The 12,929-nt window shown below is 64.7% G+C and carries 11 protein-coding genes; 2 read left to right on the plus strand and 9 right to left on the minus strand.

What is annotated here, in order from left to right; translation table 11 throughout:
* Positions 1–46: 46 nt before the first annotated feature.
* Positions 47–553 carry a MarR family winged helix-turn-helix transcriptional regulator gene (locus tag HL666_RS21540; RefSeq protein ID WP_172111752.1) on the plus strand — a complete coding sequence of 169 codons (507 nt, stop codon included), beginning with the start codon at positions 47–49 and terminating at the stop codon, positions 551–553.
* A 14-nt stretch (positions 554–567) separates the two neighbouring features.
* On the opposite strand, the gene HL666_RS21545 is transcribed toward HL666_RS21540, so the two are convergent.
* The 9 genes from HL666_RS21545 to HL666_RS21585 all read right to left on the minus strand — a co-directional run bounded on the left by HL666_RS21545 (position 568) and on the right by HL666_RS21585 (position 10,530).
* On the minus strand, positions 568–1,848 hold the full coding sequence (locus HL666_RS21545; RefSeq protein WP_172183466.1) for a glycerate kinase type-2 family protein: 1,281 nt from the start codon (positions 1,846–1,848) through the stop codon (positions 568–570).
* A 28-nt stretch (positions 1,849–1,876) separates the two neighbouring features.
* The gene (locus HL666_RS21550) at positions 1,877–3,100 is read right to left on the minus strand and encodes an ABC transporter substrate-binding protein (protein WP_172183467.1); all 1,224 of its coding nucleotides are present in this window, start codon (positions 3,098–3,100) and stop codon (positions 1,877–1,879) included.
* Between the two features lie 251 nt (positions 3,101–3,351).
* Positions 3,352–4,575 carry an ABC transporter substrate-binding protein gene (locus HL666_RS21555; RefSeq protein ID WP_172111502.1) on the minus strand — a complete coding sequence of 408 codons (1,224 nt, stop codon included), beginning with the start codon at positions 4,573–4,575 and terminating at the stop codon, positions 3,352–3,354.
* 339 nt (positions 4,576–4,914) lie between these two features.
* On the minus strand, positions 4,915–6,138 hold the full coding sequence (locus tag HL666_RS21560) for an ABC transporter substrate-binding protein (RefSeq protein ID WP_172111501.1): 1,224 nt from the start codon (positions 6,136–6,138) through the stop codon (positions 4,915–4,917).
* Between the two features lie 10 nt (positions 6,139–6,148).
* On the minus strand, positions 6,149–7,165 hold the full coding sequence (locus tag HL666_RS21565) for a branched-chain amino acid ABC transporter permease (RefSeq protein WP_172111500.1): 1,017 nt from the start codon (positions 7,163–7,165) through the stop codon (positions 6,149–6,151).
* Between the two features lie 2 nt (positions 7,166–7,167).
* Positions 7,168–8,046, minus strand: a complete 879-nt coding sequence (locus tag HL666_RS21570) for a branched-chain amino acid ABC transporter permease (protein ID WP_172111499.1) — start codon at positions 8,044–8,046, stop codon at positions 7,168–7,170.
* Positions 8,047–8,059: 13 nt separating this feature from the next.
* Positions 8,060–8,773 carry an ABC transporter ATP-binding protein gene (locus tag HL666_RS21575; protein ID WP_172111498.1) on the minus strand — a complete coding sequence of 238 codons (714 nt, stop codon included), beginning with the start codon at positions 8,771–8,773 and terminating at the stop codon, positions 8,060–8,062.
* Positions 8,770–9,567: an ABC transporter ATP-binding protein gene (locus HL666_RS21580; protein ID WP_172111497.1), complete on the minus strand. Its 798-nt coding sequence runs from the start codon at positions 9,565–9,567 to the stop codon at positions 8,770–8,772. Before HL666_RS21580 ends, HL666_RS21575 begins: the two co-directional genes overlap by 4 nt.
* Before the next feature lie 66 nt (positions 9,568–9,633).
* Positions 9,634–10,530: an IclR family transcriptional regulator gene (locus HL666_RS21585; RefSeq protein ID WP_172183469.1), complete on the minus strand. Its 897-nt coding sequence runs from the start codon at positions 10,528–10,530 to the stop codon at positions 9,634–9,636.
* Between the two features lie 212 nt (positions 10,531–10,742).
* Between HL666_RS21585 and HL666_RS21590 the strand changes: the two genes are divergently transcribed.
* Entirely contained in the window at positions 10,743–12,836 is a 2,094-nt protein-coding gene (locus HL666_RS21590) for a 3-hydroxyacyl-CoA dehydrogenase NAD-binding domain-containing protein (RefSeq protein ID WP_172183470.1), read from the plus strand.
* Positions 12,837–12,929 lie beyond the last annotated feature (93 nt).

Consider the following 12,929-nt stretch of genomic DNA (forward strand, 5'->3'; position numbering starts at 1 on the left):
TCGAGACCAGGGATGGAAGCAAATGCGATGAATGTGGCGGACCGTGATGGCCGATAGCGCCAAACCCGTCAGCAGGAGGGAAGGCCGCAAGGAAGCTGCCGTAGCGGCCGACGAGACGCAAGCGGTCCAGCTCGGTGAGCTGTCGGATCTGCTCGGCTATGTGCTGAAACGGGCGCAGCTGAAAGTCTTCGAGGACTTCCTGCACTGCGTCGCTCCGCTGCAGCTGACGCCCGCCCAGTTCTCCGTGCTGCTGCTGCTCGACGCCAATCCCGGGCGCAACCAGACCGAGATCGCCAATACGCTCGGCATCCTCCGGCCGAACTTCGTATCCCTGCTCGACAGCCTGGAGAGCCGCGACCTCTGCACCCGCGTCCGCTCGGCCAATGACCGACGCTCCCACATCCTGATGCTGACCGAGAAGGGCCATGCCGTGCTGGCCCGCGCCAAGAAGCTGGTGGTCTCGAAGCACGAGGCGCGGCTGAACGAGCTGCTCGGCCCTGATGGCCGCGAGGCGCTGCTGGCGATGCTGACCAAGATCGCGGAGGAGTTCTGAAGGCGCGGGCGCCCTCAGTCGACCAGGATCACCCTGACGTCGTTGACGTTGGTCAGCGTCGGTCCGGTCTGCAGCAGGCCGCCGGTGGCTGCGAAGAACGCAGTGGCGTCGTTGTTGGCGAGAAAGGCCTGCGGATCCAGCTTCAGCGTCCGCATCGCCGCGATGACCTCGGCATCGACCAGCGCGCCGGCCGGATCGGAGGCGCTGCCACCGCCGCCATCGGCGCCATCGGTGTCGCCGGCCAGCGCCGCCACGCCGTCCATGTCCTTGAGCAGGTCGGCGAGCGCCAGGGCATATTCCTGGTTCGGCCCGCCGCGCCCCTGGCCGCGGACGGTGACGGTGAGCTCGCCGCCGGAGATGATCGCCATGCGGCGGCTGAGCGCGCGGGCCTCGCGCGCCAGCTTGGCGTGATCGGCGGCGACCTCGCGGGCCTCACCCTCGAGGTCGGCGCCGAGGTCCAGCACGTCGTAGCCCGCCGCCTTGACGCTGGCCACGGCCGCTTCCAGCGAGCTGGCGGGCCGTGCGATCAGCTCGAAAGAAGCGCGGGCAAAGGCGGGATCGCCGGGCTTGCAGCTCTCATTGGCGGCATCCTCGAGCGCCCGGGCGACCGCCGGGTCGACCTCGAGTTTGTATTTGGCGACGATCGCGCGGGCGTCGGCCAGCGTGGTCGGATCCGGCACGGTGGGGCCGGAAGCGATGGCCGATGGATCGTCGTGCGGCACGTCGGATATCGCGAGCGTCACGATCTCGGCCTTGTGCCCGGCGCGGGCGAGCCGACCGCCCTTGATGCGCGACAGATGCTTGCGAACCACGTTCATCTCGCCGATTGGCGCGCCCGAGCGCAGCAGCGCGCGGGTCAGCTGCTGCTTCTGCGCAAAGCTCACGCCATTGGCAGGTGCCACCCAGTTCGCCGAGCCGCCGCCGGAGATCAGCACCAGCATCAGATCGTCGGCCTCGGCAGTCGCGGCTAGTTGCAGCGTATCGTCCGCCGCCTTGAGACCCGCCTCGTCCGGCATCGGGTGGCCGGCTTCAATGACCTTCACCCGGCGGCTGGGCACGCCATGGCCATGGCGGGTGGTTGCAATGCCGGTCAGTTTCGCGGGATCAAACCCGAGCGTGTCCAGATAATGCCGCTCGGCCGCGACCGCCATCGCCGCCGCTCCCTTGCCCGCAGCAAGACAAATGATGCGCCCCTTGGGAGCCGCCGGCAGGAAGCCCGGCAGCACAACGTCGGGATGCGCCGCGGCGACCGCGGCGTCGAAGATCGCACGCAACAGCGGACGGCGGCTGGTCATGCGGCGCCGCCCGCGTGCCGCACAGACCCTATTTCAGCTCGCCGCTCATCACCTCGCCGAACAGCTGCCAGCGCTCGCCCTTGAACTGCATCAGCTGCAGCTGCTCGATCGGCTGAAAATCGTCGGGACCTGTGGTCAGCGTGACGCCGGGCAGCAGCCCGCCCTGCGCAAACTGCTTCAGGCTTGCCGCCTGCTTCATGACATTGGCGCGGGTCAGTTCGTCGCCGCATCGCTTCAGCACCTCGACCATCGTGGTGGCGATGTTGTAGCCGGTCAGCGCCGACGAATCCACGGGGTTGATTTCCGGCAGATATTTGGCGAGCAACTCGCGGAACGCGCCGAGGCCTGGGTCATTGGCCCATTGCGGATCGGAGGCATCCTTGGCGTAGGCGGCGGAAATCACGCCCTGCGAATTCTCGACGCCGGCCGGGCGCATCACGGCCGCCGTCGAGGCGCTGACGTTGGAGATGATCGTGAGCGGCTTCCAGCTCATCTCGCCGAGCTTCTTGATCGCCTGGGCGCCGGACTTCGGCGTCGTGAACAACACGACGATGTCGGGGTTCGCCGACTTCATCTTGACGATGTGCGACTCCACCGTCGGCTCGGCGATCTCGTAGCTCTCCTCCAGCACCAGGCGGGAGGAATCGCCGAGGCCGTCCTTGAGGCCCTTGAGATAGTCCTTCCCCATGTCGTCGTTCTGGTAGAGCACCGCAATCTTGCCGGTCGGCTGCTGCGCGGTGAGATATTTGGCGTAGATCCTCGCCTCCGACTGGTAGCTCGGCAGCCAGCCCATGGTCCACGGATTGGTCTTGGGCTCGTTCCATTTGGTCGCGCCCGTCGCGACGAACAGTTGCGGCACCTTCTTGGCGTTGAGATATTTCTGGATCGCCGTATTGGGCGCGGTGCCGAGCACGCCGAACAGGAACAGCACCTCGTCGCTCTCGACCAGCTTGCGCGCCTGCTCGACCGTCTTGGGCGGCGAGTAGGCGTCGTCATAGGAGATGAAGTTGATCTTGCGGCCGTTGATGCCGCCCTCGTCATTGACCTTCTTGAACACGGCCGTCATCGCCTTGCCGACCGAGCCATAGGCCGAGGCCGGGCCGCTATAGGGCACGATGTTGCCGATCTTGATCTCGGTGTCGCTGGCGCCGGTGTCGTATTTCTTGTCGGCATAGGCGCTGCCGGTAGCGGCGCCGGCCAGTGCGAGGCCGAGCAGGCCGGACACGGTGCGGCGGGTGAGGATGGTGGTCATCGCAATGGGGTTCCTTCTCGGCCTTGGAGATTGGCCTTGTTGTTGGATCCGCCCGTGAGACGGGCGACTCGTTTCACTCCAGACGAGTCCCAATAGCGCAGCAGCACGCGACACGTAACTGCAGCGAATGCATGACCGCCGTCCTTTGAGCTCCTAGCTTAAGAAATGCTTGGCAAAGACGATCGAGCTGTGCGGAGGCGATCTCCTGCGGCGTGACGCCGCAGGAGATCCGGTTCGAATTCGTCGGACCGTCAGCCGCCGACGTCGGCCGAGATCACGTCGCCGAACAGCTCCCACTTCTCGCCCTTGAATCGCATCAGCTGCAGTTGGCTGACGGGCGCAAAATCGGTCGCCGAGGTATTGATCGTAATTCCCGGCAGCAGCATCTCGGTGCGGAAGTTGCGCAAGGATGCTGCCTGCTTCATCACGTTGGCGCGGGTCAGATCGTCACCGCACTGCTTGAGGACCTGTACGAGGGTCTGCGCGACGGCGTAGCCGACGACGGTGCCGCCGTCGAGCTTGTCACCCTCCGGGAACTCCTTGGCCATGAAGTCGAGGAACTGCTTCATCCCGGGATCGTCCTTCCACTGGGGATCGGAGACGTCCTTCAGATAGGCGGCCGAGATGATGTCCTGCGAGTTCTCGAAGCCTGCCGGCTTCAGCACGCTGCCGACCGAGGCGGACACGTTGTTGAGCAGGTGCAGTGCCTTCCAATCGATCTCCTTGATCTTCTTGATCGCCTGCGCCGCAAACTTGGGCGTGGTGATGTTCATGAAGACGTCGGCGCCGGTGGACTTGAGCTTGACGATGTGGCTGTCGATCGAGGGCTCGGCCGTCTCGTAGCTCTCCTCCATGACGATCATCGACGCGGCCTTGGCGCCAAGCCCGTCCTTCAGCCCTTTCAGATAGTCCTTGCCGTAATCGTCATTCTGATACAGCACCGCGATCTTGGCGTCCGGCTTCTCCTTCAGCAGGTATTTGGCGTAGATCCGCGATTCACTCTGGTAGTTCGGCTGCCAGCCCATGGTCCACGGGAAGTCCTTTGGGTCGTTCCACTTGGTGGCGCCGGTGGCGACGAACAGCTGCGGGACCTTCTTCGAGTTCATGTACTTTTGGATCGCCGAGTTCGGCGGCGTGCCCAGCGAGTTGAAGATGAACAGCACCTCATCGCTCTCGACGAGCTTGCGCGCCTGTTCGACCGTCTTCGGCGGCGAGTAGGCGTCGTCATAGGAGATGAAGTTGATCTTGCGGCCGTTGACGCCGCCTTCGGCGTTGATCTTCTTGAAGTAGGCCGCCTCCGTCTTGCCGATGATGCCGTAGGCCGAGGCCGGCCCGCTATAAGGCATGATGTTGCCGATCTTGATCTCGGTATCGGAGGCGCCGGTGTCGTACTTCTTGTCGGCTGCGATTGCGCCGCTCGAAGCGAGGACGATGGCGGCCGCAGAGGCGAGGGCGGCTCTTCGCGTGATCATCATGGTGCGTTCTCTCCCGTGTCCTTGTTGATGGCGTGCTGCGGCTTCCTTGTTGGAAGCTCTCATTGTGCCGGGAACTATAGCAGAGCTGGTGCGGCGTGGTTGCGACATCACGGCACGGTCCGTGTTTTCGCGGTACGCTTCGGGGCCTTATGCATGTGCACATGCGAGAGAGTGGCGCAATCTCAGCGGGTGCGTGCTTTGCAAGAACATCTTGAGATAAGCAAGGCGGTGCTGGCTCCCCGCTCGCGGCCATGACGCGCAGCCAATGAAAAGGCCCTCCGTGCCGATGGCACGGAGGGCCAGTCGAAGATCGGCACCGCTTTCTGCGGCGATGCGCGATTACTCGATGGCGCCGCTGATCGCCTCGCCGAACAGCTCCCACTTCTCGCCCTTGAAGCGCTGCATCTGGAGCTGCTCAATGGGCGCGAAGTCGGTGGCCGAGGTGTTGATCTTGACGCCTGGCAGCAACGTATCGGGCGTGAAGTCCTTCAGGCTCGCGGCCTGCTTCATCACATTGGCGCGGGTCAGGTCGTCACCGCACATCTGCAGCACCTTCACCAAGGTCTGCGCCGCGCCATAGCCGTACACGGTCGAGCTGTCGAGCTTGTTGGCGTCGGGATAGTACTGCGCGAGGAATTCGGTGAACTTCTTCATGCCGGGATCGTTCGCCCACTGCGCGTCAGCAGCGTCCTTGGCGTAGGCGGCGGACAGGATTCCCTGCGAGTTCTCGAATCCGGCCGGCTTGATGACGCTGCCGACCGAGGCCGAGACGTTGACGACAATGTGCAGCGGGTGCCAGTCGATCTCGGCGAGCTTCTTGATCGCCTGCGCCGCAAACTTCGGCGTCGTGACGCTGAAGAAGGTGTCGGCGCCGGAGGCCTTCAGCTTGACGATGTGGCCGTCGATCGAGGGCTCGGAGGTCTCATAGCTCTCCTCCAGCACGATCATCGACGCGGCCTTGTCGCCGAGGCCGTCCTTCAGCCCCTTGAGATAGTCCTTGCCGAAATCGTCGTTCTGGAACAGCACGCCGATCTTGGCGCCCGGCTTGTCCTTGAGGAGGTACTTCGCATAGATGCGGCCCTCGCTCTGGTAACTCGGCTGCCAGCCCATGGTCCACGGGAAGTTCTTCGGGTCGTTCCACTTGGTGGCGCCGGTGGCGACGAACAGCTGCGGAATCTTCTTGCCGTTCAGATATTTCTGAATCGCCGAGTTCGAGGGCGTGCCGAGCGGGTTGAAGACGAACAACACCTCGTCGCTCTCGACCAGCTTGCGCACCTGCTCGACGGCCTTGGGCGGCGAGTAGGCATCGTCATAGCTCACGAAGGTGATCTTGCGGCCGTTGATGCCGCCCTCGGCGTTGATCTTCTTGAAGTAGGCTTCCTCGGTCTTGCCGATCACGCCGTAAGCGGACGCAGGGCCGCTATAGGGCATGATGTTGCCGATCTTGATCTCCGTGTCCGATGCGCCGGTGTCGTATTTCTTCTGGGCCAGAGCTCCGCCCGAGGTGAGGGCGATGACCGCCGTGGCGAGCGCGGCGATTCGTAGTTGTTGAACGACCTGCAAGATTTCCTCCTTAGTTCTTTCTGAGTTTGCCGAGCAGCTGCTGGGCCACCATCGCCACCTGCCGCGAACCGTGCGGCACGAGGAAGATGACGAGGAACAGCAGCACGCCGAACACCGCGCCGGACAGGCCCTTGGAGATCCCTTCGGCGATGTTGGGAACGAAGATGATGAAGGCGGAGCCGACGAACGAGCCGGGCAGCCAGCCGACGCCGCCGACCACCATCCCGAGGAACAGCGAGATCGCCAGCGTGATCGTATAGCTGTCCGGCGCCACGAACTGCACCGCGATCGCGCCCAGCCCGCCGGCGACGCCGGTGATGCCGGCGCTGACGCCGAACGCCAGCGTCTTGTAGGTGGCGACGTCGATGCCCATGGCGGAGGCTGCGATCTCGTTGTCGCGGATCGCCATGAAGGCCCGGCCGGAGCGCGAGCGCAACAGGTTCACCGAGAACACGTAGATCGCGATCGTGATCGCCAGCGTGAAGTAGTACAGCCACATGTCCTGCGACATCGGCAGGCCGAACGGCGCGTCCGGCTTGGTGACGACCAGGCCCTGCACGCCGCCGGTCCAGTGCTCGAAGAAGCCGAGCTTGAGGATCTGCGGCATGGCGGTGGCGAGCGCAAAGGTGGCGAGTGCCAGATACACGCCCGACAGCCGCAGCGCCGGCTGGCCGAACAGGAAGCCGGCGCCGAAGCAGATGACGCCCGCGACCGGCAGGGTCAGCGCGTAGTTGACGTTGTACTGCTCCATCAGGATCGCCGACGTATAGGCGCCGATGGCGTAGAACGCGCTGTTGCCGAGCGAGAACTGGCCGGATCCTCCGGTCAGGATGTTGAGCGCCAGTACGGCAAGCCCGTAGATCAGCAGCATCGTCATCTGGAAGATGATGAAGTTCTTGACGAACAGCGGCACGACCAGCAGCAGCAGCACGATCACAAAGGCCGTTCCGGCACTCAGTGTCATGGCCCGCTTCGGCACGGCCTGGACCGCAGGCGTCTGGGACGCGATTTCCTCGACTGCGCTCATGATCAGACTCGCTTCACGATGTTGCGGCCGAACAGGCCGGCGGGCTTGATGACCAGGACGGAGATGATCAGCGCCAGCGCGATCGGTAGCTTCATCTCGTTGCCGACATGCGGGATGTATGTTCCGGCCAGATTCTCGAAGATGCCGACCAGGAAGCCGCCGAGCACCGCGCCGAACGGGCTGGTGAGGCCGCCGAGCACGGCCGCGGCGAAGCCGTAGATCAGAACGCCGCCCATCATGTTGGGCTCGAGGAACACGACCGGGGCGATCAGCATGCCGGCGATCGAGCCGATCGCCGCCGCCATGCCCCAGCCGAGCGCGATCATCCAGGACGTGTTGATGCCGACCAGCCGGGCCGATTCGGGCACCGCGGCCGCCGCGCGCATGGCGAGCCCGACCCTCGTGTACTGGAAGAAGAAGTACAGGCCGGTCAGCAGCAGCAGAGTGATGCCGATCATGCCCGCCTGGTGCGTCGAGATCAGTTGGCTGCCGAGGAAGGGCGAGGAGCCGAACGGCGTCGGATATTGCTTGATGGTGAAGTCCCAGGTCAGTCCGGCAAACGAGTTGATGATCGAGTACAACGCGATGAAGCCCGCGACCTGGGTCAGGATCGGCGCCTTGGTCAGCGGCTTGAACAGCACGCGCTCGATGGCGATGCCGCCGGCGAAGGAGAAGGCCAGCGTCACCACGAAGGCGACCCAATAGGGCAGGCCCCATTGCATCAGCTGCCACGAGATGAACGTGGAGAACATCGCCATCTCGCCTTGCGCGAAGTTGAGATGGTCGATGGCCTGGTAGATCATCACGACGGCGAGCGCCATGCAGGCGTAGATCGCGCCCGTCGCAATGCCGGCCAGGACCTGGTTGGTGAAGAGTTCCATCGTCCCGCCTCCGTTAGTAGCCCAGATATGATTTGCGGACGTTCTCGTCGTTCGCGATGTCTGCGGCCGCGCCCGACATGACGATTCGTCCGGTCTCGATCACATAGGCCTGGTCGGCGAGCTCCAGCGCGAGCTGCGCGTTCTGCTCGACGACGAGGATCGACACCTTCTCGTCGCGATTGATCCTGCCGAGAATGCCGAAGAGATCGCGGACCACCAGCGGCGCCAGGCCGAACGACGGCTCGTCGAGCAGCATCAACCGCGGACGCAGCATCAGGGCGCGGGCCACAGCCAGCATCTGCTGCTCGCCGCCGGACAACGTGCCGGCCTGCTGGGTGTGACGCTCCTTGAGCTTCGGGAAGTAGGAGTACATCCGCTCGATGTCGGCGACGATGGCCGCCTTGTCGCCGCGGGTGATGGCGCCGAGCTGCAGGTTCTCCTCCACCGTCATGTTGGTGAAGGTGCCGCGGCCCTGCGGCACATGCGCGATGCCGAAGCGCACGATGCTCTCGGTCGACTTGTTGTTCAGCGGCTTGCCTTCGAACTCGATCGCCCCGGTCGAGCGCACCATGTTGCAGATCGCGCGCAGCGTGGTGGTCTTGCCGGCGCCGTTGGCGCCGAGCAGCGTCGTCAGCGAGCCCTCATTGAGCGAGAAGGAGAGGCCGTGCAGGGCCTGGACCTGGCCGTAATAGGCGCGCAGGTCCTTGACGTTGAGAAGCGCCGTCATTGATCCTTGCTCCCGAGATAGGCCTTGATGACGTCGGGATCGGCCTGCACCTGGGCCGGCGTGCCCTCGGCGAGCTTGCGGCCGAAGTTCAGCGCCACCACATGGTCCGCGATCGACATCACGAGACCCATGTGATGCTCGACCAGCAGCACAGTGACGTGGCGATCGTCGCGGATGCGGCGGATCAGGTCCCCGAGCACATGGACTTCCTCGTGATTGAGGCCGCCGGCGGGCTCGTCGAGCAGCAGGATCTTCGGATCGGCGGCGAGCGCGCGCGCCAGCTCGACGCGCTTCTGCGTGCCGAACGGCAGGCCGGACACGGTCTTGTGCGCGACCTCCTCGAGGTTGAGATAGGCCAGGATCTCGTGAACCTTGGTGTTCACCGAGGTCTCGCTGCGCCGGATCCAGGCGAGCCGCAGCGAATCCGAGATGATGTCGCTGGAGGTGCGCGCATGCGTGCCGACGCGAACGTTGTCGAGCACCGACAGATTGGGAAACAGCGCGACGTTCTGGAACGTGCGGCCGATGCCGATCTCGGCGATGCGGTGCGGCGGCCGCTTCAGGATGCTGTGGCCTTCCATCAGGATGTCGCCCGAGCTCGGCTGATAGAGCCGGCTGAGGCAGTTGAACAGCGTGGTCTTGCCGGCGCCGTTCGGGCCGATGAGGCCGAGGATCTGGCCCTTCTGCATGTCGAACGACACGCCGTTCAGCGCGACGATGCCGCCGAACACGACGCTGACGTCGCGAACCGCGAGCAGCGGGGCGTCAGTTTGGGCGAGTTGTGCCTGCGTCATCTCGTCTCGCCCCTCCCGAAATCATTCAGGGACGGACGCGGCGCCAGCCGACCGCGATGATGCAGGCTATCTGATACCCTCGGCAACACGGGCAACTTTTCCTCCTGGCTTCGGCTTTTTATTGGGTTCTTTGTGAGACGATTGGCTCGTCTGAGTATTCGTCTGATTAGTTTGCGGCGCGAGTCCGCCAAGCGCTGCTTCGATTTTCCTTACCATCGCGACGAGACGAGGTCCAATGTCGGTCAGCAGACGCTCTTCCGTGAAGCGGAATGCAGGCGCGCCGCAATTGATCGCGTAGGGACCTGTTCCATCGTTGAGCCTGAGCGCGACGCCAACGGCGTGGACGTCGTCCTGCCACTCGCCGGCCGAGATCGTGAAGCCGTGCCTGGCGACGGTTTCACCGGCGCGCTCGATGCCGTCGCGAATCCTGGGCCAGCGGTTGCCGTAATGCTCGCGCATCTCGCGCATCAGGACAGTGCGTTCCTCCTCGGGCAGGGCCCAGAGGTATGCCCGGCCCATCGCGGTCGTCGCAATAGGAATGCGCGAGCCCACGTCGAGCTCGACATTGACCACGCCGTGCCGGCTCTGGCCGATATAGATCATGCTGAGCCGGTCGCGGCCGCCGATCGCCACCGCGCCGCCGGTTTCGCGCATCAGCTGCTCGCGGAACGGCTCCGACAGCTGGCGCACGCCGAGATTGGCGAGCGCGGCATAGCCGAGCAGCAGCGCGGACGGTGCGAGCTGATATTTCTCGAAGCGGGGAACGGGAGTGAGGTAGCCGAGCTTGGTCAGGGTGTATGTCAGGCGCGACACGGTCGGCTTGGGCAGGTTGGTGCGCGCGGCGATCTCCTGGTTGCCCAGCAGGCCGTCATTGGGCCGGAAAGCCCTGAGCACTTCGAGGCCGCGCGACAACGCAACGACGAAGTTGCGATCGGTCGCAGCTTTCTTCCCTGGGCGTTTCATGTCATCGGCTGTTGATTGATGAGCCTCGTTGACAACGCTCGTGCTTCAAAATAACCCTGGCTGTCAAGATGTGGAATTAGATTTCGCACTGCGGAATTGATGTTCGGCAGCGGGTAGACGCAAGCACGGCTGATACTCTGCGCAAATGAAGAGCCAAGAATGGGCCGGGACGTTAACCGGCCGCAAAGAAACGACATCCCAAGGAGCCTAGCGTGAGCGAAGTGGCAAAGCTTGATCGTCATGACATCATCGGCATCGTCACCATCGACAGTCCGCCGGTCAATGCGCTGAGTGCCGCAGTCCGTGGCGGCATCCTGGACAACGTCAAGGCGGCGATCGACGATCCCGCAATCAAGGCGATCGTGCTGACCTGCGGCGGGCGGACCTTCATTGCCGGCGCCGATATCACGGAGTTCGGCAAGCCGCCGAAGCCGCCAGCGCTCAACGACGTCTTGAGCACGATCGAGAACAGCCCCAAGCCGGTGATCGCGGCGATCCATGGTACGGCGCTCGGTGGTGGCCTCGAAGTGGCGCTGGCCTGTCATTATCGTGTCGCCACCAAGGACTCGAAGCTCGGCCTGCCCGAAGTCAAGCTCGGCCTGCTGCCGGGCGCCGGCGGCACGCAGCGCCTGCCGCGTGCGGTCGGTCCGGAGCTCGCGGTCAAGATGATCGTCGGCGGCGACCCGATCGGCGCTGCAGAGGCGCTCAAGTCTGGGTTGATCGAGGAGATCGTCGAGGGGCCGGCGTCCGGCGGTGTCGACTTTGCGCGCAAGGTGGTGGCGGAGAACCGTCCGCTGCGCAAGCTGCGGGATGACGATTCGAAGATCGCCGCAGCCAAGGCCGATCGTTCGATCTTCACCAATGCGGTGGCTGCGATCACCAAAAAGTCGCGCGGACTTGAGGCGCCGTTCGCGGCGGCCGACGCCGTCGGCTACGCGATCGATCTGCCGTTCGACGAAGGCCTCAAGCGCGAGCGCGAGGGATTCCTCAAGCTCGTCGCCAGCGACCAGTCGAAGGCGCAGCGCTATGCGTTCTTTGCCGAGCGCGAGGCGGCCAAGATCGCCGGCGTGCCCGAGGGCACCAAGGGCCGCAAGGTCGAGCGCGTCGCCATCATCGGCGCCGGCACCATGGGCGGCGGCATCGCGATGTCGTTCGCCAATGCCGGCATCCCGGTCACCCTGATCGAGACCGCCGAGGAGCAGCTGAAGCGCGGCATGGGCATCATGCAGAAGAACTGGGAAGCCACTGCTGCGCGCGGCGGCATCCCGGCGGATGCGCCGGCCAAGCGCATGGCGCTGATCGACGGCAAGGTCGGTCTGGAGAACGTCAAGGACGCCGATCTCGTCATCGAGGCCGTGTTCGAGACCATGGCGGTGAAGAAGGAAGTTTTCGGCAAGCTCGATCAGTACGCCAAGCCGGGCGCGGTGCTGGCCTCCAACACCTCCTATCTGAACATCGACGCCATCGCCGCCGAGACCAGCCGTCCGCAGGACGTGCTCGGCATGCACTTCTTCTCGCCGGCCAACGTGATGAAGCTGTGCGAGATCGTGCGCGCCGAGAAGACCGCGCCGGACGCGCTCGTCACCGCGGTGTCGATCGCGCGCAAGATCGCCAAGGTGCCGGCGGTGGTCGGCGTCTGCGACGGCTTCGTCGGCAACCGCATGCTGGCGCAGCGCGGCAAGCAGGCGGAGAAGCTGCTGTTCGAAGGCGCGCTCCCGCAGCAGGTCGACGCGGTCGTCACCAAGTTCGGCATGCCGATGGGGCCGTTCGCGATGGGCGATCTCGCCGGCCTCGACATCGGCTGGCGCTCGCGCAAGGACCGTGGCATCAAGAGCGAGATCGCGGACGCGCTGTGCGAAGCCGGCCGCTTCGGCCAGAAGACCGGCAAGGGCTATTACAAATACGAGACCGGCTCGCGCGCGCCGCTGCCGGATCCGGACGTCGAGAAGCTGATCGACGAGACGCTCGCCAAGCTCGGCCTCAAGCGCCGCAACGTGAGCGACGAGGAGATCCTCGAGCGGATGATGTATCCGATGATCAACGAGGGCGCGAAGATCCTCGCCGAGGGCATCGCCGCGCGTCCGTCGGACATCGATGTGGTCTGGCTGTATGGCTATGGCTGGCCGATCTATCGCGGCGGCCCGATGTACTGGGCCGACAGCGTCGGCCTGAAGCACATCGCCGAGCGGCTGGCGTTCTACGCGAAGGAGACCAACGACCCGTCGCTGGAGCCGGCCCCGCTGCTGAAGCAGCTCGCGGACGAAGGCAAGACCTTTGCCTCGCTGGCGCAGGGGAAGGCCGCTTGAGGCGGCCTGCTCTCTCCACATGGTCATTCCGGGGCGCGCGGAGCGCGAGCCCGGAATCCAGAGCTACGACCGGGAGCATGGATTCCGGGCCTG

The organism is Bradyrhizobium aeschynomenes, assembly GCF_013178945.1.
Classification (GTDB): Bacteria; Pseudomonadota; Alphaproteobacteria; order Rhizobiales; family Xanthobacteraceae; genus Bradyrhizobium; species Bradyrhizobium aeschynomenes.

What these genes read in the sequence shown, in the direction of transcription:
- HL666_RS21540 (WP_172111752.1), top strand. Translation starts at nt 47, where the DNA reads ATGGCCGATAGCGCCAAACCCGTCAGCAGGAGGGAAGGCCGCAAGGAA.
- HL666_RS21545 (WP_172183466.1), bottom strand. Translation starts at nt 1,848, where the DNA reads ATGACCAGCCGCCGTCCGCTGTTGCGTGCGATCTTCGACGCCGCGGTC.
- HL666_RS21550 (WP_172183467.1), bottom strand. Translation starts at nt 3,100, where the DNA reads ATGACCACCATCCTCACCCGCCGCACCGTGTCCGGCCTGCTCGGCCTC.
- HL666_RS21555 (WP_172111502.1), bottom strand. Translation starts at nt 4,575, where the DNA reads ATGATGATCACGCGAAGAGCCGCCCTCGCCTCTGCGGCCGCCATCGTC.
- HL666_RS21565 (WP_172111500.1), bottom strand. Translation starts at nt 7,165, where the DNA reads ATGAGCGCAGTCGAGGAAATCGCGTCCCAGACGCCTGCGGTCCAGGCC.
- HL666_RS21570 (WP_172111499.1), bottom strand. Translation starts at nt 8,046, where the DNA reads ATGGAACTCTTCACCAACCAGGTCCTGGCCGGCATTGCGACGGGCGCG.
- HL666_RS21575 (WP_172111498.1), bottom strand. Translation starts at nt 8,773, where the DNA reads ATGACGGCGCTTCTCAACGTCAAGGACCTGCGCGCCTATTACGGCCAG.
- HL666_RS21580 (WP_172111497.1), bottom strand. Translation starts at nt 9,567, where the DNA reads ATGACGCAGGCACAACTCGCCCAAACTGACGCCCCGCTGCTCGCGGTT.
- HL666_RS21585 (WP_172183469.1), bottom strand. Translation starts at nt 10,530, where the DNA reads ATGAAACGCCCAGGGAAGAAAGCTGCGACCGATCGCAACTTCGTCGTT.